This is a genomic window from Pseudomonas sp. BCRC 81390, from assembly GCF_030341915.1.
In the GTDB taxonomy this organism is placed as follows: Bacteria; Pseudomonadota; Gammaproteobacteria; order Pseudomonadales; family Pseudomonadaceae; genus Aquipseudomonas.
Genome location: NZ_JATAAG010000010.1, coordinates 35,828 through 58,363, shown reverse-complemented (window position 1 = coordinate 58,363; position 22,536 = coordinate 35,828). Strand labels below are relative to the sequence as shown.

Here is a 22,536-nt window from a genome sequence, read left to right as displayed (position 1 = left end):
ACATGACGATAGCCGGGAATCGCGGCGATTGTCCGGCTTTGGTGGAGGGGGCTGCGCAGCAGCCCCCCGACAGCGCCGGTTACTTGATGCGCTGGCCTGGCTTGGCGCCGCTATCCGGGCTAAGCAGATAGATTTCTTCACCGCCAGGGCCCGCCGCCATGACCATGCCCTCGGAGATGCCGAAGCGCATCTTCCGCGGCTTGAGGTTGGCCACCATCATGGTCAGGCGGCCTTCCAGCTTGGATGGGTCGGGGTAGGCTGACTTGATGCCCGAGAACACGTTGCGGCGCTCGTCGCCGATGTCCAGGGTCAGTTGCAGCAGCTTGTCGGCACCCGGTACGGCTTCGGCCTTGACGATAAGGGCCACGCGCAGGTCGACGGCAGCGAAGGTATCGAACTCGATTTCCGCCGACAGCGGGTCCTTGGCCAGTTCGCCGTTGCCGGCCGGGGCCTTGGCTTCGGCGGCCAGCAGGTCTTCCTTGCTGGCGGCGACCATGGCTTCGACCTTGGCGGGTTCGATGCGGCTCATCAGTGCCTTGAACGGGTTCAGCTGGTGGTTTTCCAGGCGCGACAGGTGATCGTTCCAGCTCAGCGGAGCCACGTTGAGGAAGGCTTCGGCATCGGCAGCCAGTACCGGCAGCACCGGCTTGAGGAAGATGACCAGCTGGCGGAACAGGTTGATGCCCTGTGCGCAGATGGCCTGCACTTCTTCCTGCTTGCCTTCCTGTTTGGCCAGCGACCATGGTGCCTTGTCGGCAATCCAGGCGTTGGCACGGTCGGCCAGCGCCATGATCTCGCGCATGGCACGGCCGAAGTCGCGGCCTTCATAGGCGTCGGCGATCGACGGGGCGGCCGCCAGGAAGGCTTCGGTCAGCTCCGGTGCGGCATCGCCAGCCACCATCACGCCGCCATTGCCCTTGTGGATGAAACCGGCGCAACGGCTGGCAATGTTGACTACCTTGCCGACCAGGTCCGAGTTCACCTTCTGCACGAAGTCTTCCAGGTTCAGGTCCAGGTCATCGACGCCACGGCCCAGCTTGGCTGCGTAGTAGTAACGCAGGTATTCAGGCTGCAGGTGGTCGAGGTAGGTGCGGGCCTTGATGAAGGTGCCACGCGACTTGGACATCTTGGCGCCGTTCACCGTCAGGTAGCCATGGACATTGACCGCAGTCGGCTTGCGGAAGCCGGCGCCTTCGAGCATGGCCGGCCAGAACAGGGCGTGGAAGTTGACGATGTCCTTGCCGATGAAGTGGTACAGCTCGGCCTTGGAGCCCTCGTTCCAGAAGGCATCGAAGTCCAGCTCCGGGCGGCGTGCGCACAGGTTCTTGAAGCTGGCCATGTAGCCGATCGGTGCATCCAGCCACACGTAGAAGTACTTGCCCGGCTCGCCCGGGATCTCGAAGCCGAAATACGGCGCGTCACGCGAGATGTCCCACTCCTGCAGGCCCGAGTCCAGCCATTCGGCCAACTTGTTGGCCACCGCGTCCTGCAGGGTGCCGCTGCGGGTCCACTGCTGCAGCATGGCCTGGAAGTCCGGCAGCTTGAAGAAGAAATGCTGGGAATCACGCAATACCGGGGTGGCGCCGGAGATGGCCGACTTGGGATTCTTCAGTTCGGTAGGTGCGTAGGTGGCACCGCACTTTTCACAGTTGTCGCCGTACTGGTCTTCGGCCGCACACTTGGGGCAAGTGCCCTTGATGAAGCGGTCGGCCAGGAACATGCCCTTTTCCGGGTCGAAGTACTGGGTCACCGAGCGGGTGGCGATGTGCCCGGCTTCACGCAGGCGCGTGTAGATCAGGCTCGACAGCTCGCGGTTCTCTTCGCTGTGGGTAGAGTGGAAGTTGTCGAAATCGACCAGGAAGTCGGCGAAGTCGCTGCTGTGCTCGGCCTGGACGTTGGCGATCAGTTGTTCCGGGGTGATGCCTTCCTTCTCGGCGCGCAGCATGATCGCCGAACCGTGGGCGTCGTCGGCGCAGACATAAATGCACTGGTTGCCACGCAGCTTCTGGAAGCGGACCCACATGTCTGTCTGGATGTACTCGAGCATATGGCCAAGGTGGATCGATCCGTTGGCATAGGGCAAGGCGCTGGTGACGAGAATCTGACGTGGCTCGGACATGGTGGCTCGGCTACTTATCTGGCGACGGGGTAAAAATGAGGTTGATCGGCCACTATAAAGGGCTGGCGAAGATATTTCACCCCGCATGCACATCTGCTGACGATTGACGGGTTAGGATAGGCGCCTGTTTGACATTCAGTTTGCCAATGGGAGTCTCCATGAGTGCCGTCACCCGTGCCGCCGTCGAAAGCGTGCTTCGCCAGTACACCGACCCCTACCTGAACCAGGACCCGGTCAGCGCCGGCTGCGTGCGCGCCATCGATATCCAGGGCGGGCAGGTCAGCGTGCAGTTACAGCTGGGTTATGCCGCAGGGCTGTTCAAGAATGGCTGGGCCCAGGTGCTGCAGACCGCCATCGGCAACCTCGAGGGCGTCAGCAGTGCCCAGGTGTCGATCGACTGCGTGGTCGCCGCGCACAAGGCCCAGGCCCAGGTGCCGGCCATGGCCAACGTCAAGAACATCATCGCCGTGGCTTCGGGCAAGGGTGGGGTGGGCAAGTCGACCACCGCGGCCAACCTGGCCCTGGCCCTGGCCCGCGAAGGTGCGCGGGTGGGTATTCTCGATGCCGATATCTACGGCCCCAGCCAAGGCGTGATGTTCGGTATCGCCGAAGGCACCCGCCCGCAGATCCGTGACCAGAAGTGGTTCGTGCCGATCAAGGCGCATGGCGTGGAAGTCATGTCCATGGCGTTTCTCACCGACGACAACACGCCGATGGTCTGGCGCGGGCCGATGGTTTCCGGTGCGCTGCTGCAACTGGTGACCCAGACCGCCTGGGACGACCTGGACTACCTGGTGATCGATATGCCGCCGGGTACCGGTGACATCCAGCTGACCCTGGCGCAGAAGGTGCCGGTGGCAGGCTCGGTCATCGTCACCACCCCGCAGGACTTGGCCTTGCTGGATGCCAGGAAGGGCGTGGAGATGTTCCGCAAGGTCAATATCCCGGTGCTGGGCGTGGTGGAAAACATGGCTGTGCACATCTGCTCGAACTGCGGCCATGCCGAGCACCTGTTCGGTGAAGGCGGTGGCGAAAAGCTGGCTAGCCAATATGGTGTCGACCTGCTGGCCTCGTTGCCGCTGTCGATGCTCATCCGCGAACAGGCCGACAATGGCAAGCCGACCGCCATCGCCGAACCGGAAAGCCAGATCGCCATGGTCTACCAGGAGCTGGCGCGCCAGGTAGGGGCGCGGATCGTGCTGCAGGAGGCGGCTACACCGGCGATGCCGAGCATTACCATCAGCGAGGATTGACCTGCCAGGCCGAGGCCAGGTGCCTCGGCCATTCTTTCAGGCATGAAAAAACCCGCCGGAAGGCGGGTTTTTTTGAAAGCTAAAAAGCTCGATCGACTTAGGCGATCTGAACTTCTTCAGCCTGCATGCCTTTCTGGCCGCGAGTAGCGACGAAAGTAACAGCCTGGCCTTCTTTCAGGGTTTTGAAGCCGTCAGCTTGGATGGCTTTGAAGTGCACGAACAGGTCATCGCCCGACTGAGGGGTGATGAAGCCGTAGCCTTTCTCATCGTTGAACCACTTAACAACACCGGATTGACGGTTGGACATTTTTCTGTCTCCTTGGACAATTTGATAACGGTCAGGAAAAACCCTGCCCGGGACTGAGCGCAAAGAGAGCAGAAAATTCAGCGATGGGCCGATCAGGATCGTGCATCAAACTAGAGATTCTCGGTGTCACGTGCAGCACAGTGGCGTCACCTTACCCCACTTTCCGCAACCTGCCAATGGTCAGAAGACGCTTTAGGCGAATTCGGATCGACGGCGGCGCGAACCCCCGCCCGGCGCGGGATGAGGCATGGAACTTTAACCTGGGCGCAGGGACCGGTAAGATGCGCGTCTGGTTTTTCCCCCTCGCAACTCTTCTAGGACACCCCGCCATGAGCATCAAATCGGACAAGTGGATTCGCCGCATGGCGCAGGAACACGGCATGATCGAACCGTTCGTCGAGCGCCAGGTGCGCGGCGAGCAGGACAACCGGGTGATTTCCTTCGGCGTCTCCAGCTACGGCTACGACGTACGCTGCGCCGACGAATTCAAGGTGTTCACCAACATCAATTCGGCCACCGTCGACCCGAAGAACTTCGATGCCGGTAGCTTCGTCGACATCAAGAGCGACGTCTGCATCATCCCGCCGAACTCGTTCGCCCTGGCGCGCACCGTCGAGTACTTCCGCATTCCACGTGACGTGCTGACCATCTGCCTGGGCAAAAGCACCTACGCCCGGTGCGGCATCATCGTCAACGTCACCCCGCTCGAGCCCGAGTGGGAAGGCCACGTGACCCTGGAGTTCTCCAACACCACCACGCTGCCGGCGAAGATCTACGCCAATGAAGGCGTGGCGCAGATGCTGTTCCTGCAGTCCGACGAAGAATGTGAAGTGTCGTACAAGGACCGCGGCGGCAAGTACCAGGGCCAGCGGGGCGTCACCCTGCCGCGTACCTGAGCCGACGGGCGCGGGGAATTACCCGCGCCTTTGGCACTCCAACAAGGTAATGCCGGTGCGCACGATGCGCAGCGGCCTTGTCAGGAGCAGCCAATGAAACTCCATCCCGCAATCAGTGCCAAGCTGGCAGTCCTGCAGCCCAACCATGTGGGGTTGTTGTCCTGGTCACTGCTGGCGCACCCGCTGCCGATGCAGGCGGGGGGCGTGCCCCATCAGCCTGATCCCGATACACCGCAGCCGCCGGAGCCGGGGGAAACCCAGCCCATGGAACCGGGCGAGCCGACCCTGCCTGACGAGCCGCCCCCGGGGCCTGTCGCCTGAACGTCGCTAAAGCGCCCATACCCGCCCTGCGCCGGCCAGGTACACGCGGCTGGTAGCAGCGGGGGCGATTTCCCAACCCCCGTTGAATTCACCGAACGCCGGCAGCAGGCTCACTTGGCCATCGACCAGGAAGCACGGCAGGCGCAGGCGTTGCCGTGCCTTGCCGCGCAGGACGAAGACCGGGTGCACATGGCCTGCCAATACCGGGTGGGTCGGGTGAGGTCGCGGTTCGTGTTGTAGCGCGAAGGGCTCCAGCAGCCAGGGTTCGTCCATCACTTCGATACCGAGCGAAGCGGGTGGGTCGCCGGCGTTGTGGTCATGGTTGCCGCGTATCAGCACGATCTTCAGCGTCCTGTGTTGTTCGCGCCACGCCTGCAGCCTGGCCAGCGTCGCTGGCGCCCGTGCTGCACGCGCATGCAGGAAGTCGCCCAGGATGATCAGTTGCTCGCATGCATGCGCGGCCAGCAACGCATCCAGGCGGGCAAGCGTCGCAGCGGTGGTGCCACGCGGTACCGGTTGGTGCAGGGCGCGATAGCTTGCCGCCTTGCCGATGTGCACGTCCGCCACCAGCAGGGCGCGGCGTGCTGGCCAGTAGATGGCCTTGTCGGGAAGCAGCCAGAGCTGCTGGCCACAGTGCTCGATGGGCAGCAGGCCGGTCATTCACCAGCACCTGCTGCACGTTCCAGCTCGGCAACCATCCGTGCAATCCGGTCCGCCAGTTTTTCCGTGCTCAGGGTTTCGCGCATACCCTCCACCAGCAAGGCAAACGCCAATGGCCCCGGCTGCTTCAGCAACTGCAGGTCGAGCCGCAACCGCCCCATTTTCAGCAGTTGCCGATGCAGGCGCTCGATCTCCAGTTCTTCATTCAGCACTTCGTCCCGCGCCTGGCCCAGCAGCAAGTTGCCAGCGTCATGCTTGCGGAAGACCTCGTAAAACAGGCCACTGGAGGCCTGAATCTGCCGCAGGCTTTTCTGCGCCGCCGGGTAGCCGCCAAACACCAGCCCGGCGATCTGGGCGATCTCGCGAAAACGCCGCAATGCCATTTCTCCCGCGTTGAGGCTGGCCAGCACATCGTCCAGCAGGTGCTCGGTAGCCAGTGCCTGCGGCAGATGGGTCGCCCAATCCACCTGGCCGGGGCTGAGCAGTTCGAACCCATAGTCGTTGACGGCGATCGAAACCGACAGCGGCTGTACGCGGCTCACCCGCCAGGCAATCAGGTTGGCCAGGCCAAGGTTGGCCATGCGCCCGGCAAACGGATACAGGAACAGATGCCAGCCCTGACGGGATCTGAAGGTTTCGGCCAGCAGCGTGTCGATGGAAGGCAGCGCCGACCATTGTGCCTGCAAGGCCAGCAGCGGGCGTGCTGCACGCATTTCCGGGCCCTCGAAGCGGCCGTGCGCTGCTGCATCGAGCTGCTCGACCAGGGCGTCGGCCAGTTCGCTGGAAAGCGGCATGCGGCCGCCATTCCAGCGCGCAACCGCGGCCTTGCGTGCGCTGCTGCGGCGCACGTAGGCGGTCATGTTCTCCACACGCACCAGTTCCAGCACACGCCCGGCGAACACCAAGGTATCGCCAGGCCGCAGACGGGCGATGAACGCCTCTTCGACGCTGCCCAGCGCTTTGCCCCCGCCGCCCTTGCTCCAGTACTTGAGTTGCAGGCTGGCGTCGCTGACGATGGTGCCGATGCTCATGCGGTGACGACGTGCCAGGCGTTCGCTGGTAACCCGGTAAACGCCGTCGGCCTGGCGCTCGACACGCTGGTAATCGGGGTAGGCGCTGAGCGAGCTGCCACCATGGCAGACGAAGTCCAGCGCCCATTGCCACTGGCTGTCGTGCAACGCCCGAAATGCCCAGGTGCTGCGTACCTCTTCGAGCAACCGTTCGGCGTGAAAGCCACTGCCCAGGGCCATGCTGACCAGGTGCTGCACCAGCACGTCCATGCACAGGCGTGGCGAATGACGGGCCTCGATGTGCCCGGCGGCCAGGGCCTGCCTGGCGGCGGCTGCCTCCACCAGTTCCAGGCTGTGGGTGGGCACCAGGGTAACCCGCGAGCGCCGCCCCGGTGCATGGCCGGAGCGCCCGGCCCGCTGCATCAGGCGGGCAATGCCCTTGGCCGAACCGATCTGCAGCACGCGCTCGACTGGCAGAAAGTCCACGCCCAGGTCCAGGCTGGAGGTGCAGACTACCGCTTTCAGGCTGCCCTGCTTGAGGCTGCGCTCGACCCAGTCACGTGTCTCACGGGCCAGTGAGGCATGGTGCAGGGCGATCAGCCCGGCCCAGTCGGGGCGCGCTTCGAGCAGGGCCTGGTACCAGAGTTCGGCCTGGGCCCGGGTGTTGGTAAACACCAGGCAACTGCTGCTGGCATCGATCTCCCGGCTGACCTGGTCGAGCATTTTCAAGCCCATGTGCCCGGCCCACGGAAAGCGCTCGATGGCCGTAGGCAGCAGGGTATCGACCAGCAGCGGTTTGTCTTGCCGGCCTTGTACCAGCAAACCACCCTGAGGCAGCAATACCTCCAGCGCATGCTGCAGGTTGCCGAGGGTGGCGGACAGGCCCCAGGTGGGTAGGCCCGGGCGCCAGCGGCGCAGGCGGGCCAGGGCCAGTTGCAGTTGTACCCCGCGCTTGTTGCCCAGCAGTTCGTGCCATTCGTCCACCACTACCAGGCGCAATGTGGCGAAATCGTCGCGGGCCTGTGCGCGAGTCAGCAGCAGGGTCAGGCTTTCGGGGGTCGTGACCAGCACGCTGGGCAAGCGCCGCGCCTGCCGGGCACGTTCGGCACTGCCGGTATCGCCGCTGCGCACGCCCACGCTCCATGGCAAGCCGAGCTCGTCCAGCGGCGCCTGCAGGGCGCGGGCGGTATCGGCAGCCAAGGCGCGCATCGGCGTGACCCACAGCACTTGCAACGGCGCGGCCTGTCGCCCCTGGGCTTCGGCCTTGAAGGCGCGCAGCGCGGCGAGCCATACCGCGTAGGTCTTGCCGGCACCGGTACTGGCATGCAGCAGGCCGGATTCGCCGCGTGCCACGGCAGCCCAGACACGGCGCTGGAAAGCGAACGGCTTCCAGCCACGCTGGGCGAACCAGGCATTGGCGAGGTCGGTGGCGGCGGGCATGGGCATGGGTCCTTGGCGGGCTGTGTCTCTACAGACAACCCGCCAGCTGCAATGGTTTTACCTGGTCAGTTAGCCAGCAGGTAGCCGCTGCGGCACACCTGCTCGCCGGCCACGTGGGCGATGACCATGCCGGCGGTAGCCATGCGCCGCACGCTGCGCGCATACAGCAGGCCCGGCTGCTGGTTGCGCACGGCGGTCACCCGGTCGCTGAGCGGGTCGATGACTTCGGCTATCAGTTGGCCAGCCTCGAGGGTTTGCCCAGGCTTTGCGTGGTACACCAGCAGCCCGCCCAATGGCGCCACCACGGGTTCGACCGCAGCCAGTGGTGTAGCCGGGTTGCGCAATGCGGGCAGGGCAGTGGTGGCACCTTCGATGACCCCCGTGTGGGTCAGGAAGTCGAGAAGCGCCTGGCAATCCTTGCTCGCCAGCTCATGGCTGACATCGGCCTGGCCACGCAACTCGACCGTCACCGAGCAGCAGCCCAGCGGGATCGGGAAGCGCTTGCCGAAGCGCTGTTGCAACTGCCACCAGACCAGGCTGAAGCATTCATCGAACGACTGCCCGCCCGAGTCGGTGGCCAGCAGGCTGGCCTGCGCACCCAGGTAGCGCGCCAGCGGTTCGATCAGCGGCCAGGCGTCTGGCGTGGTGTACAGATGCTCCACGGCTTCGAAGTCGCAATGCAGGTCCAGCACCATGTCGGCATCACAGGCCAGGCGTTGCAGGATAAGGCGCTGGGCCTGCAGCGGTGTGCGCGCCGGGTGCGCGTCCAGCCCGCGGCGCAGGTACTCGCGGATCAGGGCGAGGTTATGGGTCGGGTCTTGGGTCAGGTGTTCTTCGATCTGGTCGCCGATGCTGTCCGACAGGTCGACGAAGTTGCGGTTGAAATTCTCGCCGCTTTGCAGTTCGAAACGCCCCAGCGGTGCGTCCAGCAGCACCTGTTCCAGGCCGACCGGGTTGGCCACCGGCACCAGAATGATCTCCTGTTGCAGCCGGCCTTGCTGTTCCAGTTCGGCCAGGCGGCGCTTGAGGTGCCAGGCCACCAGCATGCCGGGCAGTTCGTCGGCATGCAGCGAGGCCTGGATATACACCTTGCCGCCACCACGGGGGCCGTAGTGGAAGCTGTGCAACTGGCGGGTGATACCCGGAACGGGGGAGAGCAGGTCGTGGGTTGAATGGTGCATGGTCGTCCTGATTGCGTGGCGAAAACGGTCTGCGACACGGGTCGGCACACAGATAGAAGCATAGATTCCGTGACTGCGCCTCATCCGCTACCTGTTGGACGAGCGCGTGGGCTTCTTCGCGGTCCGGATTGTCTCAAGCCAGCAGTGCCTGCAAGGTCGCCAGGTCATCCGCCTCTTCAACCGGCTTGTCCAGCCGCCAGCGCAGCATCCGCGGAAAACGCACGGCGATGCCACTCTTGTGCCTCCGGGACAGGGCGATGCCCTCGAAGCCCAGCTCGAATACCAGCGTCGGTGTCACGCTGCGCACCGGGCCGAAGGTTTCGACCGTGGTCTTGCGGATGATGGCATCGACCTTGCGCATCTCTTCGTCACTGAGCCCTGAGTAGGCCTTGGCAAAAGGTACCAGCGCCCGCCCCGGGATGCCGGCCGGCGCGTCCCATACGGCGAAGGTGTAGTCGCTGTACAGGCTGGCCCGCCGGCCATGGCCGCGCTGGGCATAGATCAGCACGGCATCAACGCTGAACGGGTCGATCTTCCACTTCCACCAGGTACCCATGTCCTTGGTCCGCCCTACGCCATACAAGGCCTCGCGCTGCTTCAGCATCAAGCCTTCCACCCCCAGGCTGCGTGACTGTTCGCGCTGGCGGGCAAGGTCGGCCCAGTCCCTGCCCTCGAGCAGGGGCGAGAGTACCACGGGTGCCAATGGGTGCTCCTCAAGCACCTGCTCCAACTGGCGGCGGCGCGCGTGCTGCGGCCGGCTGCGCCAGTCTTCGCCTTGCCATTCCAGCAGGTCGTAGGCCTGTAGTACGACCGGCGCATCGCTCAGCAGCTTCTTGCCCAGGGTCTTGCGGCCCAGGCGCTGTTGCAACAGGGCAAAGGGCTGTACCGCCAGTTCATCTGCCGAACTGCCCGGTTTCCACACCAGGATCTCGCCATCAAGCACGACCCCGTCGGGTAATGTCTGCGCCAGGCTGTGCAGCTCGGGGAAGCGCTCGGTGACCAGTTCCTCGCCACGCGACCAGACCCACAGCTGGCCTTCGCGCTTGACCACCTGGGCGCGAATGCCGTCCCACTTCCATTCGATCTGCCATTCGCTCGGTGGGCCGAGCAGCGCATCGAACTGTTCGCTCGGCACTTGCAGCGGGTGGGCCAGAAAGAACGGGTAGGGCTGGCCACCACGCTGGTCATGTTCATCGTCTGATGCCGGGGCGACCAATTGTTGGTAGCGGGCGGCAGTGGGGCGGTGACTGATGTCGGTGTAGCCGACCAGACGCTGGGCCACGCGTTTGGCATCCAGCCCGGCCAGTTGCGCCAGGGCGCGTGTGACCAGCAGCTTCGAGACGCCCACGCGAAAGCTCCCTGTGATGAGCTTCAGACACAGCATCAGGCTGGGGCGGTCCAGCTGTGCCCACAGCGGCGGCAGGCGCTGCTGGAGCTGTTCGAGGGGCAGGCCGCGCAATGGCAGCAAGTGCTGTTCGACCCAATGGGCCAGGCCATCGTCGCCCACCTGATGGCTTTCCGGCACCAGCAGGGAAATGGTTTCGGCCAGGTCGCCAACGGCCTGGTAGCTTTCCTCGAACAGCCAGTCCGGCAGCCCCGCCAATGTACAGGCCAGCTCGCGCAACACCCGGGTAGGCACCAGCTGGCGCGGGCGACCACCGGCCAGGAAGTATACGGCCCAGGCGGCATCTGCAGCCGGGGCGGTGCTGAAGTAGTCACGCAGGGCTTGCAGCTTGGCGGCGCTGGAGGTGGTCGCATCCAGCCTCAGGTACAGGTCGGCGAACGCTTTCATGCGTCTGGCTCCACGGCGACCGCGTCGTCTTCCTCGCCGTATTCGGTCGCGAAGGCCCGGGCATCGAGGCCTTGTTCGTTCAGATAGCGCACCAGTACGTTGACCGACCCGTGGGTGACCATCACCCGTTCCGCGCCGGTCTGGCCGATGGCCCAGAGCAACCCCGGCCAATCGGCATGGTCCGAGAGCACGAAGCCACGGTCCACTCCGCGCCGTCGGCGGGTGCCGCGCAACAGCATCCAGCCACTGGCGAAGGCATCGCTGTAGTCGCCGAAACGGCGCATCCAGCTGCTGCCACCGGCCGATGGTGGGGCCAGGACCAACGCTTGGCGCAGCAGCGGGTCGTTGCGCGGGATATCACCGGCGTAGCGGGTCTCTGGCAAGTAGACGCCAGCTTCCCGATAAACCCGGTTCAGCGGCTCTACGGCCCCATGTACGAGGATCGGGCCAATGCTGGCGTCCAGCCCGTGGAGGATCCTTTGCGCCTTGCCGAAGGCATAGCAGAACAGCACGCTGGCTTTGCCTTGTGCGCAATTGGCCCGCCACCAGGCGTTGATGGCGGCGAAGATCTCGCTTTGGCTGGGCCAGCGGTAGATGGGCAGGCCGAAGGTCGATTCGGTGATGAAGGTGTGGCAGGGCACTGGTTCGAACGGTGCACAGGTGGCATCGGGTTCTACCTTGTAATCACCAGAGGCAACCCAGACCTCGCCCTGGTATTCCAGGCGCACTTGCGCCGAGCCCAGCACGTGTCCGGCCGGGTGCAGGCTCAAGGTCACGCCATGGTGCAGCAGGCGTTCGCCGTAAGGCAGGGTCTGCAAGTTGATGTCCTGGCCGAGGCGGCTGCGCAGGATGCCGGCGCCGGGGCTGGCGGCCAGGTAATGGCCATTGCCGATGCGGGCGTGGTCGCCGTGGCCATGGGTGATCACGGCTCGGTTCACGGGCCGCCACGGGTCAATATAGAAATCACCGGGCGGGCAGTACAGGCCTTCGGGGCGGGCGATGACAAGGTCCATGGCAGGAATGCTGGTTGTCGAGAGTACTTGTTAGGAGTTCGGGACTGTCTCGAGAGTTCGAAAGGTTGTATCGAGCGAAATGGACTACGCGACTTTCAGAAATGCCGACAGGCCTTTCACAGTTGACTGTGTGGGGTCAGGAAATAGGCGAAGGCCTGAGACGAAAGATCCTCTCCAAGATCGAGCAGGTCGAGTACGCCCTGCATAGGTTGGGGCAGCGGATCGAACTTCCAGTCGTAGCTGTTTAGTGCAAAGCCTGAGCCGCCATGGCTGGCGGCTCAGGCCGGCTGTGTTACTTGCCGGGCACCAACGTCAGACGCTGGTTGCCATACGCCCGCCCGAAGTTCTGCTGCTGCAGCGGCAGGCTCATGAAGCGCGCCTTGAACCAGGCATCCAGCCCGTCACTGTAATGGGCGCTGGCCGGGTTGCCGGACTGTCCGCTGCTGGTCAGCACCTGCAACGGCTCGGCCTGGCCGAAGTCGACGATCATCCGTGCCGAGGCCGGCAGGCGGGTATCGAAGTCGCTGCCCCAGGCGTAAGGCGTCAAGGCCAGGGTGGTGAAGTCACCACCGGCAGCCTGTGGCGATCGGCTGATGGCATCGCCCAGGCCGTGGTAGGCCGGTGCCGGCCAGCGGTACTGGTGCAGCTTGCCCCATTGCCAGGCGCGGCGGTCTGCCCCCAGTTGCGTGGTGCCGGCATCGATGGCGCCAGCCAGGCTGCGCGCCAGGATGGCCGGCTTGTCTTCCTTCTGCGGGGTGTTGCGGTCATCCCAGAACGGGCTGTCGTCGCGCCCCAGCAGGTGGTCGGCCTGGGCCGAGAACGACAACCGCGCATTGCTGACGAAAGCCTGCCAGGCCGCGCCGGATTCCGGGCCGAGGTCGTCGAGGAAAGTCTGGCGCGCCACTTCCTGGAGGAACAGTTGGTACAGGGCGGCATCGGCCGACACCGGGCTCAGGCGGCCATCGAAGGCCTTGAGCCGGGCCAGTGCGTCGCGGGCCTTGTCACGCTGTGCGGCGGGCAGGGCATCGATCGCCTGCTGCAGCGGCTGGGCCATGCCCGGGGCATCGAACAGCTGCTTGAGCTTGTCGGCCAGCAGGGTGACCTGGTCGTTCTGCAGGGCCATCAGGCTACGGCTGTCGTGGCGGCCATTGCCGGCCAGCTGCGCCAGGCGTTCGGCCCGCTCGGGGTAGTACCAGGTGCTGGACAGCTGCATGCCATAGCCGCGCGGCAGGCTGCGCTGGTTGGCGTGGCCGATCCAGCCGGCTGGCGGGTCCTGGTCGTAAGGGTGCAGCATCGGGTCGGCAAAGCCGTCCCAGTCGTAGCGGCCGTCCCAGCCCGGTGATGGCAGCAGGCCCTGGCCTTCGCGGCGGTTGGGGTAGCGGCCGCTGACTTGCCAGCCGATGTGCTCGGGCTCGGCGAAGACGAAGTTGAGGGCGGCGGCAGTCACTTCACGGGTGCTGTCGAAGGCGCGCTCCACGGTCTGGGCGCGGGTCAGGTCAAACAGCGCGTCGAGGCTGCGATCTTCCTTGAACTGTGGCAGGTTCAGCGCCAGGCCCAGGCTGGCATTGCCCGGTTGCGCCAGCAGGGTGCCGTGGCGAGTGTCGTACATCACTTCGCGCAGCGGGCGCTGGCCGCGGACGAAGAAGGTTTCGCTACGGGCGCGGGCCGGCAGCCATTTGCCGTCGGCCAGGTAGCTCACCTGGCTGCCCTGGTGGCGCAGTTGCTCCAGGTACAGGTCCTGGTTGTCGGCCATGACCGCGCTGCTGCTCCAGGCCAGCTTGCCGTTGTATCCGGCCAGCACGATTGGCAGGCCGGGCAACGACAGCCCGGCGACCTGGTACTTGCCGGTGTGGATCTGCACCGGGCTCAGGGCCCAGGCGGCGCGGCTGTCGCTGGCCAGCAGGCTCTTGCCACTGCGGCTGCGTTGCGGCGCCAGGGCCAGGTTGGCCGAACCGGGGCTGCCCAGCAGGTCGAGGTCGGCCAGCTTCTGGCTGGCGGCGGCCAGGGCTGGCAGGCCAGGCAACTGGCTGGCCAGGTTCAGGCCCTTGAGCTTGTCCACCTCGGCTTCGGCCAACGGCTCGTCCGGGGCACCGGGCAACAGCCAGGCCAGCTTGTCGCTGCCGGCTTTCTGCGCCAGGACCAGGGCGCTCAGCTCTTCCTGCAGGTTCACCGACTGGCTGAAGGCGTACAGGCTGAAGATCAGTGCCGAGTCCTCGGGCTTCCAGTATTCCGGGCGATAACCACTGCTGGCCAGGCTGGCCGGCAGCCGGTCGCGGTAACGGAACAGGTAAGCGTTGACCCCGCGTGCATACACTTCGAAAAAGCGCTTGAGCCGTGGCGATGCTTCGGCGTACTGCTGGGCGGCGCTTTGCTTGAGGTTGGCAGCGCGCATCAACCGGTCGATGTCCAGCGCGTCGCTGCCGGCCAGCTCGGCCAGGCGGCCTTGGGCGAGCAGGCGCATGGCGACCATCTGTTCGATGCGGTCACCGGCGTGCACGTAGCCCAGGCTGAACAGGGCGTCATGGAAGCTGCTGCTTTCGATCAGCGGCGCACCCATGGCGTTGCGCCGTACCGAGACGTTCTGTGCCAGGCCCTTGAGCGGCTGCACACCGCTGGCCGGTGGCACGCTGTCCTGATAGCCGCCCGTCTGGCAGCCGGCCAGCCCGAGCATGCCGAGCAGCGTGGCAGCGGTTGCGAACCGCGGGCGGAAGGGAGGAAAGGCGGGGGCGGCCATGACAAGGGCTCCTGCAAGGCGTGGCGGGTTTGGAAAGGCGCTAAGGTAGTAAGCGCGCAGGCGCCGTGCAAGGTCCCCGGGCGCTTTATTTGCCAGCGCCGGTACAAACCTTGAAATGCATGGCCAAAGCATCGGAAAAATGCGTGCAGTTGATGCGTGCATGGCCTTGATAGTCCCGGCTCACGGCGAAGGCCGAGCCCGGCATCAGGAGCACCTTGTGCTGCTCCAGGCGCTGCATGAACGGCTGCAGGTCGGCCAGCTCAGGGTGATAGACCCACAGGAACATACCGCCTTGCGGCGTTACGTCGAACTGCCAGCCACGCGCTCGCAACAATTGCTGGGTTTGCGCCTGCTGGCGGATCATGCGCTGCTGCAGGTCTTTCATGTGCCGGGCATAGGTGCCATCGGACAAGATGGTGTTGACGAAACGTTCGCAAAACGCTGGCACGGCAACACAGGTCAGCAGCTTCAGGCGCGTCAGGGGTTCGATCAGCGCAGCCGAGCAGGCGATGTAGCCAACGCGCAGTGAAGCGGACAGGCACTTGGAGAAACTGCCGATGTAGATGACCCGGTCGAGGTTATCCAGTTCGGCAAGGGTCTGGCGTACGCCGGGACTGAAGTCGCCATACACGTCATCCTCGACGATCAGAAAATCGTGCTCAGTGGCCAGGCGCAGGATGTTGAAGGCAATGTGCGGGCTGATGTTGCCGCCGGTCGGGTTATGGAAGTTGCTGTTGCAGAAGAACGCCTTGACCTTGTGCCTGGTCAGCTGGGCTTTCATGTCTTCTACGTCCGGCCCGTCCTGGGTACGCCGCACGCCGAGTACATGGCCACCGGCCAGCTGGATCAGCTTGATCAGGTTGCAATTGCCGGGCTCGTCGACGAATACGCGGTCGCCAGGCTTGATCAGCAACCGCGCGACCAGGTCCAGCGCTTGCGTGGCACCCAGTGTGGTCAGCAACTGGCTTGGCCGGGCCTCGATACGGGTCAGGCGCTGCAGGTGCATGCACAGTTGCCTGCGCATGGGCAGGTAGCCCTGGATGTCGCCATATTCCGCCAGCGAGCTCTGCTCCAGCCGCGCGGTGCGCCGTATCGCCTTGGCCAGCAGCTCGGTGTCTCGCCAGGCCGGTGGCAGCCAGCCGCTGCCCAGCTTGGTGTAGTGCTGACCACCTTGCAGCAGCTTGAACAAAGGGTCGCTGGCCATGCTTGCCGGGGTATCGACAGGGCTGGTCTCTGGCGCGCGCGGTTGCTGGCTGCTACCGGCGACAAAGTAGCCGCGGCCAGGAATGGCGGTGAGCATCCCTTCGCTGACCAGCCGGGCATAACTGCAGACGACATCGTGGTAGCTGCAGCCGACCGCCGCCGTCAGCTTGCGGATCGACGGCATGCGCTGGCCGGGCAGCCATTCACCGGCCTCCAGGCGCTGTTTCAACTGCTCGTGCAGGGTGTGCGGGCGCATGTCAGGTCCGTCTACTGTTAGAAAAAACAGCCTAACAGTTAACCGGAAAGGGCGTCGACTGTTCGCATCTCAGCGCGCGGCAAGTGCCACCATGCAGCTGTCGGCCGTTTCGTCGAGCCGGATACCACCGTCCACCTACGTTGAGCACAGCCATGTCCAGCACACTTCCACGGCGCACCTACCTGTATTTCACTGCGCAATCGATCAACCTCACGACCGCGGTCATGTCGGTGACCATGGCCGCCATCGTCGGGGCAGCGCTGGCGCCAGCCGCCAGCTGGTCCACAGTGCCTTATGGCTTTCAGTTCCTGTGCTTGATGCTGGCTACCTATCCGGTTTCCAGGGTGATGAGCCGAATTGGCCGCAAGCGGGCATTCATGCTGGGCTCGATACCTTTGGCCGTGTCCGGCATCAGCGGCTACCTGGCGGTGCAGCAACAGCACTTCGCGACCTTGGTGGTCAGCCACTCGGCGTTGGGTATCTACATTGCGTTCGCCAACTTCAACCGCTTTGCCGCGACCGACAACCTGGCACAGAGCCTGAAACCCAAAGCGCTTTCCCTGGTTGTGGCCGGCGGTGTGATTGCTGCCGTGGTCGGGCCGGCGCTCACCGAGTGGCTCCGCGATGTTGGCGGCTACCCGCTGTTTTCACTGTGTTATGCCGCTTTTGTCGGCCTGGCGGCGATGTCCTTGCTGATTGCCGCCTGCCTGCCCGGCGAGGCCACAGGGGCGAGCCGTGAGCCGGCGAAAGACCCGTCTGCTGCAACCAGCGAACCGCTCAGCCCGGTGCTGGTGGTGGCCATGGCCGTGGCCGCGCTGGGTTACGGGATCATGAATTTGCTGATGATCCAGGCTTCCATGCACATGAAGCACCTGCATGAGGATTTCTCCGACGTGCGCCTGGCGATTCAATGGCATGTGATTGCCATGTTCGCACCGTCGTTCTTCACCGGTGCCATCATTCACAAGCTCGGGATCAGGGCCACCCTCTGCGCCGGCCTGGGCCTGTTGATCAGTTGCACGGCCATGAACATGTGGTCACACAGTTACGCGATGATGACCTTGTCGTTGATAGCCCTCGGCCTTGGCTGGAACCTGACCTATGTGGGTGGCGGGGCGTTGCTGGCGCAAACGCTGCAGCACAGCCCGTCGGCCATGCATATGCAAGGGAAGAACGACCTGGCCATCGCCCTGTTCGCGACCGTTGGTGCATTCAGCCCGTCGCTGCTGCTGGGCTCGGTCGGCTGGAATGGTACCAATGCCATCTGCATGGCACTGTGCATCGTGCTGTTTCTGGCCTGCGGCTATGCACTGCGCGGCCCGCTGCCGGGGCGCGCAGGTGCTGTTCAGGTCAGGCGCCGTGGCACTTCTTGAACTTTTTTTGGCTACCGCACGGGCAGGGGTCGTTACGGCCGACGTCCTTCAGGGCGTTGCGTACTGGCTCCTGGTGGCCGTGGTTGCAGTGCGGGCCGTGGACGTGGCCATGATCGTGGTGGTGATCATGATCGTGGTTGCAGTCAGGGCCATGAACGTGGGGTTGCTGGGACATTGCGGGGGTTACTCCGGGTGATGATCGCCGGGGATTATCTCACCACTGCGCGACAAGTGCAGGTCTCGATGCAGGAGCAACCCGGTCGCCAGTTCACCCTGCAGGCTGTAATGCAGCGGCTGCCCGCTCTTGAGCAGCTTGGCCAAAGGTTTCAGGTGTTGCCACAGGTTGGTTCGCGCGGTGATCTTGAAGGTGCGTCGGGCATGCCCGCCAACACTGCGCCACAGGCTGGTTTCATCCTGCACCAGCAGCAGGTCGTTGAGGCGTATGGCGTACGACAGGTTGCGGATGAACAGGCGGCTGTCATTGGGGTTGTCGACTTGCAGATGCAGTACGAACTCCTGTTCCAGCAACCGGGCCTTCACCGTCTCGACTTCGACCAGGCGCACCTCGGGTTCGCGCCAGTCGCCGCCGCCCCAGCTGCTGCAACCCGCCAGCAATGCCAGGCAGGCGAGCAGCGGGCCGAGCAGCAGGCGGGCGCGGGCGATCATGCTCAGCTACCTACGTAGCTGGCGCAGCATTTCTTGAACTTCTGGCCACTGGCGCAGGGGCAGGGGTCATTGCGCCCGGCCTTGAGCCCGACCGTCGGGTCGATGAAGTACCAGCGCCCGGCATGCTGGACGAAGGCCGAACGTTCGCGGTGCTGGTGATCGCCCTCCTGGTCGTGCCAGCGTGCAGTGAAGGTCACAAAGGCATGCTCAGGCTGGCCACCCAACACCTCCGCCGCTTCGACCTCCAGGCCAAGCCAGGTGCTCTGGGCACTCCAGGCGGCCATGGCGGCACGGTCCAGGCCGGCTTGCTGGGCCGGCAGGGTGGTGGCCACCAGGTAGTCGACCAGGCCCAGCACATAGGCACTGTAGCGCGAGCGCATCAGCGCCTGGGCATCCGGCGCCGGGGTGCCGGCATGGTAGTGCCCGCAACAGGCGTCGAGCAGGTTGCCACTGCCGCAAGGGCAGACCGAGACACTCATCTTCACCACCAGTACTTGCCAAAGTTTTCAGGGTTGGCCCAGAACTTGGCGTTGAGCCAGTCCGGTACCTGCTTGTAGTCATGTAGATCATAGGTGAACAGGCTCAAGACCTGCTCGCCACGGCAGAATTTCTCGCTGGCCGACAGGGCCAGGGCGAAAAAGTCGGTGTCCTGCCAGCCACAGGCGGCCAGGTCGGCCAGCACTGCAACCCGGCTGGCATTGAGATTGCGCACCCCGCCGAGCAGTTCCAGGCCCGTGCGCTTGGGCAGATGCTCCAGGCAGTCCACCAGCAGCGCCAGGTCAAAGCGCTGGGCCGCAAGTTCGGCCGGCAGCGGGCCAGGGGCCGCGGTGGCGATGGTCACCTGCGGGTGCGCCTGGGCGAAGGCGTCCAGTGCCGGAAAGCGCGCGCCCACCAGCAGCAGGCGTTGCGGGGTGAAGCGCTCGAGCAGGGCAGCCAGGGCCTGCTGCGGCGTGCGCTGGGAAAAGCGGTCGTTCATTGCAAGTCCTCTTCAAGTCGTCCAAGACTAGCGGGCCACAGCGTGTGGGCAAAGAGGCATGTGACCGCGTCGTGGCTTATTGCTGGCAGGGATCGAATGCGCGGTCTTTACTCCGAGAGATCGGCCTTATGCCGATTCCCCCTAGGAGAAGCAATGAAATGAGCATAGTACGCACAGCGATACCCCTGGTCCTGCTCACCAGTGTGTTGACTGGTTGTGCAGGTTTGCAAAAGACCGACTGGCCGAAATGTGCCGCCGTCGGGGGTGTAGGCGGCGCCGCCCTGGGCGCTATCGAAAGTTCCAGCTGGGCTGGCTGGGGCGCCTTGCTGGGCGGTGGCCTGGCGGCAGGCTACTGCTGGTCCCATGGTGATGGCGACGAGGATGGCGATGGCGTGCCGGACAGCCGCGACAAGTGCCCCGGCACCCCGCGTGGCGTGCAGGTGGACGCCAACGGTTGCCCGCCTGAGCCGGCGCCAGTGGTCGAGGAGGTGGTGGTGCAGAAGGAAGAAGTCATCGTCATCCGCGATGTGCACTTCGAATTCGATTCTGCGCGCCTGACCGCCAGCGACAAGGAGCGCCTCAACACCATTGCCACCCGCCTGAAACAGGAAGCACCGTCCGCCCGCCTGAGCGTCAGCGGCCATACCGACAGCGTCGGCTCCGACAGCTACAACCAGAAACTGTCCGAGCGCCGGGCCCACGCGGTAACCGACTACCTGGTCGAGCGCGGAGTGCCGCGCAGCAGCTTCGTGTCGGTGGTCGGGGCTGGTGAAACCCAGCCGGTAGCGGACAACGCCACGGCCGACGGGCGCGCCATGAACCGCCGTACCGAGATCAAGATCCAGCGGTAGGGCGGCACGCGCCCGTGCCTTGAGCAGTGGCACGGGCGTGTCTTCACTGGCCAGGCGGAGCGCATGGCCAATGACACAGGAGCGTTCAGCATGAATGTGACGTCGACGGCGGCGCTACCGTTGTTGGTGGTTGCCAGCCTGCTCGCGGGCTGCGCCAGCCACAGCGATGGCAGTGCGCCGCTGAACCAGAGGACCTGGCCCCTCTGCAGCCTGCTCGGCGGCCTGGCCGGTGGTGGCCTGGGCGCCATCGAAAGTTCGGCCTGGGCGGCTGGCGGCGCTGCCCTTGGCGCCGTCACCGGAGGCCTGATCTGTTACGCCCAGGATGGCGATGAAGATAACGACGGTATTTTCGACCGCCGTGATCACTGCCCCGATACGCCCGGCGGGGTCCCAGTCGACCACATGGGCTGCCCATTGAAGCAGTACCCCGCAACGCCATCGGTCAGCGAGCCTGAGCCTTCGCCGGAGGTGGTCATCCTGGATGACAACGGTGCGGTGATGTTCGCCTTCGATTCCGCCGAGCTGACGCCAGCGGCCCAGCAGCGCCTGCAAGGCCTGGTGACGAGACTCGCTTCGCCGACGGTGGCCAAGGTCAGGGTGATCGGCCATACCGACAGTGTCGGCTCCGACAGCTATAACCAGGTGCTTTCCGAACGCCGCGCTGGCAGCGTCGCCGAGTACCTGATCGGCCAGGGGCTGGAGCCGGGCAAGGTCACCAGCCAGGGGCGTGGCGAAAGCGAACCGCTCGCCGACAATGAGAGCGAGGAGGGGCGCGCGCGCAACCGACGGGTGGAGCTGCATCTCAATTGAGCGGTGCTGGCGCCTGCCTTGGCATTGCAGTTAATGTGCTTCGCACGGCGCGCTCGAATGGGCGTCTCGACATGACAACAATCCATCAGGGGCGGGGTATGAAGTTCATCCTGGGCCTGGGCAAGGTCCTGACGGTCGCATTCTGGGGGGTGGTGTTATTCAACCTGTTGATGCCACAACCCTTGCCTTTCAATCTGCTGATCAATGCCGCTGGCATCGCCCTGCTGGGCCTGCACCTGCTTGAAGTGCTGTTCTTCAATGGCAGCTTGCGCGGGCGCAGCCACCGCTGGTTCGATCGGTTGCAGATCTTGCTGACGGGCATCTTCCATGTCATGTCCATTCCCCGTGCGCAGGAGGCGCCGCAAAATGCGTAATCTGATGTTGCTGGCCATGCTGGTCGTTCCCCTGGCCCAGGCCGAGAGTCTCGAGGTCGCAGCCAATTCCATGCTGCGCCTGCCCGACAAGTCGGCCAGTGTGCACCTTGCGCAGTTGCGTGTCGCCGACGCCGCCACCCTGCTGCTGCCGGCCACCTTGGCGGAACTGAAGGTCGACCAGCTGGAGCTGGGGCGGGATGCGCGTATCGCCATTGCGCCTTCCGACAGCCCGCTGCTGATCGAAGCGCGTAGCGCGCATCTGGCCGAGGGCAGCGAGTTCAGTGCACCGGGGGCGGCGGGTACGTACCAGCGGGCAGCCCGCTCGGGGCGTAGCCTGGAGCTGAAGCTGACGGAAGTGGACGCGGAGCGGCTGATGATCGATGCCCGCGGTGGCGCTGGTGCGCCCGGCTACGTGGGGCTCGATGGCGCCAATGGCCAGGCCGGTGGCTGCACCTGGGGCCAGGCCAGCCGCGGTGCCAACGGGGATGACGGTGGCAACGGCCATGATGGTGCACCGGGTGGGCGCATTCGCCTGAGCGTGCCGCAGGGTTTCCCGCAGGAGCGCATCGTGGTGCGCCTGGACGGCGGCGCAGCGGGCAAGGCCGGGGCGCCAGGCAAGGCAGGTAAGGGCGGGGCCAGCAAGGGTTGCCTGGTGTACAGCACCGAGGCGGGCGTCAATGGCCGGCCGGGGCAACCGGGGCAGCCAGGGGCGGCGGGCGCAACGGGTGAGTTGATCCTGCAACGCCTGTAGAAGCGCTACTGTATGCCCCTGCAGGCGCGGCGTTGTGTCGCGATGGGCTGCTCCTACAGGGTGCGTGGCCTGTCAGATCATCAGGCGCGAACTGGCCACGGCGACAACCGCCAGGCCGAGCAGCAGGTTGATCCCCACCATTCGCCGGATCCGCCCGAGCACCGCTGCACCCGCCGGCCAGTCCTCGGCCTGCACCGCCGCTTTCAGCTCCGGTAGCAGCAACGCCTGCACGCGCATGAACAGGGCAAACATCGCGATACCACCACCGATCATCACCTGCACATACTTCGGTGCGGTCTCGAAGCCGCTGAAGCGCATGTGCAACATACCGATACCGCTGATCGCCAAAATCGCCACGGCCAGCCAGACCCAGCCGAAGAAGCGTCGGAAAACTTCCACCCACAAACGCAGCCGCGCAGGCCCTTCCAGGGCTGCAACCGTGGCCGGGCGCAGAACCAGCCAGGCGAAGAACATGCCGCCGACCCACACCAGGGCGGCCAATACATGCAATGTGTAGGGCAGGGCAAAGGCAAGCATCCGGATCTCCATG

22 protein-coding genes are annotated in these 22,536 nt (G+C 64.9%); 8 read left to right on the top strand and 14 right to left on the bottom strand.

What is annotated here, in order from left to right:
- Positions 1-79: 79 nt before the first annotated feature.
- The gene (gene metG, locus QSV36_RS04745) at positions 80-2,119 is read right to left on the bottom strand and encodes a methionine--tRNA ligase (protein WP_289130319.1); all 2,040 of its coding nucleotides are present in this window, start codon (positions 2,117-2,119) and stop codon (positions 80-82) included.
- 158 nt (positions 2,120-2,277) lie between these two features.
- On the opposite strand from metG, the gene apbC reads away from it, so the two are divergent.
- A complete protein-coding gene (gene apbC, locus QSV36_RS04740) occupies positions 2,278-3,372 on the top strand; it encodes an iron-sulfur cluster carrier protein ApbC (RefSeq protein WP_289130317.1) in 1,095 nt (364 codons plus the stop codon).
- Between the two features lie 97 nt (positions 3,373-3,469).
- On the opposite strand, the gene QSV36_RS04735 is transcribed toward apbC, so the two are convergent.
- Positions 3,470-3,679 carry a cold-shock protein gene (locus QSV36_RS04735; protein ID WP_003254922.1) on the bottom strand — a complete coding sequence of 70 codons (210 nt, stop codon included), beginning with the start codon at positions 3,677-3,679 and terminating at the stop codon, positions 3,470-3,472.
- Positions 3,680-4,008: 329 nt separating this feature from the next.
- Between QSV36_RS04735 and dcd the strand changes: the two genes are divergently transcribed.
- Both dcd and QSV36_RS04725 read left to right on the top strand, forming a co-directional pair.
- Positions 4,009-4,575, top strand: coding sequence for a dCTP deaminase (dcd, locus tag QSV36_RS04730; protein ID WP_003254920.1), 567 nt, complete (start codon positions 4,009-4,011; stop codon positions 4,573-4,575).
- 93 nt (positions 4,576-4,668) lie between these two features.
- A complete protein-coding gene (locus tag QSV36_RS04725) occupies positions 4,669-4,896 on the top strand; it encodes a hypothetical protein (protein ID WP_289130315.1) in 228 nt (75 codons plus the stop codon).
- 6 nt (positions 4,897-4,902) lie between these two features.
- On the opposite strand, the gene pdeM is transcribed toward QSV36_RS04725, so the two are convergent.
- The 7 genes from pdeM to QSV36_RS04690 all read right to left on the bottom strand — a co-directional run bounded on the left by pdeM (position 4,903) and on the right by QSV36_RS04690 (position 16,185).
- On the bottom strand, positions 4,903-5,556 hold the full coding sequence (pdeM, locus tag QSV36_RS04720; protein WP_289130312.1) for a ligase-associated DNA damage response endonuclease PdeM: 654 nt from the start codon (positions 5,554-5,556) through the stop codon (positions 4,903-4,905).
- Positions 5,553-8,006 (bottom strand): ligase-associated DNA damage response DEXH box helicase, encoded by a 2,454-nt coding sequence (locus tag QSV36_RS04715; RefSeq protein WP_289130311.1) that lies wholly within the window; start codon positions 8,004-8,006, stop codon positions 5,553-5,555. The genes pdeM and QSV36_RS04715 overlap by 4 nt, the downstream gene beginning before the upstream one ends.
- Before the next feature lie 65 nt (positions 8,007-8,071).
- Complete coding sequence (locus tag QSV36_RS04710; protein WP_289130309.1) at positions 8,072-9,187, bottom strand: succinylglutamate desuccinylase/aspartoacylase family protein; 1,116 nt, start codon at positions 9,185-9,187, stop codon at positions 8,072-8,074.
- A gap of 133 nt (positions 9,188-9,320) precedes the next feature.
- Positions 9,321-10,979: an ATP-dependent DNA ligase gene (locus tag QSV36_RS04705; RefSeq protein ID WP_289130306.1), complete on the bottom strand. Its 1,659-nt coding sequence runs from the start codon at positions 10,977-10,979 to the stop codon at positions 9,321-9,323.
- Positions 10,976-11,992 carry a ligase-associated DNA damage response exonuclease gene (locus QSV36_RS04700; protein WP_289130305.1) on the bottom strand — a complete coding sequence of 339 codons (1,017 nt, stop codon included), beginning with the start codon at positions 11,990-11,992 and terminating at the stop codon, positions 10,976-10,978. The genes QSV36_RS04705 and QSV36_RS04700 overlap by 4 nt, the downstream gene beginning before the upstream one ends.
- A gap of 292 nt (positions 11,993-12,284) precedes the next feature.
- Positions 12,285-14,726 carry a penicillin acylase family protein gene (locus QSV36_RS04695; RefSeq protein WP_289130302.1) on the bottom strand — a complete coding sequence of 814 codons (2,442 nt, stop codon included), beginning with the start codon at positions 14,724-14,726 and terminating at the stop codon, positions 12,285-12,287.
- Between the two features lie 85 nt (positions 14,727-14,811).
- Positions 14,812-16,185, bottom strand: coding sequence for an aminotransferase-like domain-containing protein (locus QSV36_RS04690; protein ID WP_289130299.1), 1,374 nt, complete (start codon positions 16,183-16,185; stop codon positions 14,812-14,814).
- 152 nt (positions 16,186-16,337) lie between these two features.
- Here QSV36_RS04690 and QSV36_RS04685 point away from each other — a divergent pair, with 152 nt between their 5' ends.
- Positions 16,338-17,558, top strand: a complete 1,221-nt coding sequence (locus QSV36_RS04685) for an MFS transporter (protein WP_289130297.1) — start codon at positions 16,338-16,340, stop codon at positions 17,556-17,558.
- Here the strand turns inward: QSV36_RS04685 and QSV36_RS04680 are convergent.
- The 4 genes from QSV36_RS04680 to QSV36_RS04665 are packed head-to-tail and all read right to left on the bottom strand — an operon-like array spanning position 17,536 to position 19,200.
- Entirely contained in the window at positions 17,536-17,733 is a 198-nt protein-coding gene (locus QSV36_RS04680) for an SEC-C metal-binding domain-containing protein (protein WP_003258907.1), read from the bottom strand. The genes QSV36_RS04685 and QSV36_RS04680 overlap by 23 nt on opposite strands.
- A gap of 8 nt (positions 17,734-17,741) precedes the next feature.
- On the bottom strand, positions 17,742-18,224 hold the full coding sequence (locus QSV36_RS04675; RefSeq protein WP_289130295.1) for an LEA/WHy family protein: 483 nt from the start codon (positions 18,222-18,224) through the stop codon (positions 17,742-17,744).
- A 2-nt stretch (positions 18,225-18,226) separates the two neighbouring features.
- A complete protein-coding gene (locus QSV36_RS04670) occupies positions 18,227-18,703 on the bottom strand; it encodes a YchJ family protein (protein WP_225778972.1) in 477 nt (158 codons plus the stop codon).
- A gap of 2 nt (positions 18,704-18,705) precedes the next feature.
- The gene (locus QSV36_RS04665; RefSeq protein ID WP_289130292.1) at positions 18,706-19,200 is read right to left on the bottom strand and encodes a DUF6231 family protein; all 495 of its coding nucleotides are present in this window, start codon (positions 19,198-19,200) and stop codon (positions 18,706-18,708) included.
- Positions 19,201-19,358: 158 nt separating this feature from the next.
- On the opposite strand from QSV36_RS04665, the gene QSV36_RS04660 reads away from it, so the two are divergent.
- From QSV36_RS04660 to QSV36_RS04645, 4 genes are all read left to right on the top strand, one after another.
- On the top strand, positions 19,359-20,051 hold the full coding sequence (locus QSV36_RS04660) for a PA1041 family peptidoglycan-binding anchor lipoprotein (RefSeq protein ID WP_289130291.1): 693 nt from the start codon (positions 19,359-19,361) through the stop codon (positions 20,049-20,051).
- 90 nt (positions 20,052-20,141) lie between these two features.
- Positions 20,142-20,861, top strand: a complete 720-nt coding sequence (locus QSV36_RS04655) for a PA1041 family peptidoglycan-binding anchor lipoprotein (protein ID WP_289130290.1) — start codon at positions 20,142-20,144, stop codon at positions 20,859-20,861.
- Between the two features lie 98 nt (positions 20,862-20,959).
- Positions 20,960-21,235: a DUF1145 domain-containing protein gene (locus tag QSV36_RS04650; protein WP_289130288.1), complete on the top strand. Its 276-nt coding sequence runs from the start codon at positions 20,960-20,962 to the stop codon at positions 21,233-21,235.
- Positions 21,228-21,986: a collagen-like protein gene (locus QSV36_RS04645; protein WP_289130286.1), complete on the top strand. Its 759-nt coding sequence runs from the start codon at positions 21,228-21,230 to the stop codon at positions 21,984-21,986. Before QSV36_RS04650 ends, QSV36_RS04645 begins: the two co-directional genes overlap by 8 nt.
- 72 nt (positions 21,987-22,058) lie before the next feature.
- Here the strand turns inward: QSV36_RS04645 and QSV36_RS04640 are convergent, their stop codons facing one another.
- The gene (locus QSV36_RS04640; RefSeq protein WP_289130284.1) at positions 22,059-22,523 is read right to left on the bottom strand and encodes a CopD family protein; all 465 of its coding nucleotides are present in this window, start codon (positions 22,521-22,523) and stop codon (positions 22,059-22,061) included.
- Positions 22,524-22,536 lie beyond the last annotated feature (13 nt).

Bases quoted from the DNA above. Each gene is read 5' to 3' on its own strand.
- dcd (WP_003254920.1), top strand. From the start codon at position 4,009: ATGAGCATCAAATCGGACAAGTGGATTCGCCGCATGGCGCAGGAACAC.
- QSV36_RS04715 (WP_289130311.1), bottom strand. From the start codon at position 8,006: ATGCCCGCCGCCACCGACCTCGCCAATGCCTGGTTCGCCCAGCGTGGC.
- QSV36_RS04685 (WP_289130297.1), top strand. From the start codon at position 16,338: ATGTCCAGCACACTTCCACGGCGCACCTACCTGTATTTCACTGCGCAA.
- QSV36_RS04645 (WP_289130286.1), top strand. From the start codon at position 21,228: ATGCGTAATCTGATGTTGCTGGCCATGCTGGTCGTTCCCCTGGCCCAG.
- QSV36_RS04660 (WP_289130291.1), top strand. From the start codon at position 19,359: ATGAGCATAGTACGCACAGCGATACCCCTGGTCCTGCTCACCAGTGTG.
- pdeM (WP_289130312.1), bottom strand. From the start codon at position 5,556: ATGACCGGCCTGCTGCCCATCGAGCACTGTGGCCAGCAGCTCTGGCTG.
- QSV36_RS04695 (WP_289130302.1), bottom strand. From the start codon at position 14,726: ATGGCCGCCCCCGCCTTTCCTCCCTTCCGCCCGCGGTTCGCAACCGCT.
- QSV36_RS04670 (WP_225778972.1), bottom strand. From the start codon at position 18,703: ATGAGTGTCTCGGTCTGCCCTTGCGGCAGTGGCAACCTGCTCGACGCC.
- QSV36_RS04680 (WP_003258907.1), bottom strand. From the start codon at position 17,733: ATGTCCCAGCAACCCCACGTTCATGGCCCTGACTGCAACCACGATCAT.
- QSV36_RS04710 (WP_289130309.1), bottom strand. From the start codon at position 9,187: ATGCACCATTCAACCCACGACCTGCTCTCCCCCGTTCCGGGTATCACC.
- QSV36_RS04725 (WP_289130315.1), top strand. From the start codon at position 4,669: ATGAAACTCCATCCCGCAATCAGTGCCAAGCTGGCAGTCCTGCAGCCC.
- apbC (WP_289130317.1), top strand. From the start codon at position 2,278: ATGAGTGCCGTCACCCGTGCCGCCGTCGAAAGCGTGCTTCGCCAGTAC.
- QSV36_RS04690 (WP_289130299.1), bottom strand. From the start codon at position 16,185: ATGCGCCCGCACACCCTGCACGAGCAGTTGAAACAGCGCCTGGAGGCC.
- metG (WP_289130319.1), bottom strand. From the start codon at position 2,119: ATGTCCGAGCCACGTCAGATTCTCGTCACCAGCGCCTTGCCCTATGCC.
- QSV36_RS04650 (WP_289130288.1), top strand. From the start codon at position 20,960: ATGAAGTTCATCCTGGGCCTGGGCAAGGTCCTGACGGTCGCATTCTGG.
- QSV36_RS04675 (WP_289130295.1), bottom strand. From the start codon at position 18,224: ATGATCGCCCGCGCCCGCCTGCTGCTCGGCCCGCTGCTCGCCTGCCTG.
- QSV36_RS04655 (WP_289130290.1), top strand. From the start codon at position 20,142: ATGAATGTGACGTCGACGGCGGCGCTACCGTTGTTGGTGGTTGCCAGC.
- QSV36_RS04735 (WP_003254922.1), bottom strand. From the start codon at position 3,679: ATGTCCAACCGTCAATCCGGTGTTGTTAAGTGGTTCAACGATGAGAAA.
- QSV36_RS04665 (WP_289130292.1), bottom strand. From the start codon at position 19,200: ATGAACGACCGCTTTTCCCAGCGCACGCCGCAGCAGGCCCTGGCTGCC.
- QSV36_RS04640 (WP_289130284.1), bottom strand. From the start codon at position 22,523: ATGCTTGCCTTTGCCCTGCCCTACACATTGCATGTATTGGCCGCCCTG.
- QSV36_RS04705 (WP_289130306.1), bottom strand. From the start codon at position 10,979: ATGAAAGCGTTCGCCGACCTGTACCTGAGGCTGGATGCGACCACCTCC.
- QSV36_RS04700 (WP_289130305.1), bottom strand. From the start codon at position 11,992: ATGGACCTTGTCATCGCCCGCCCCGAAGGCCTGTACTGCCCGCCCGGT.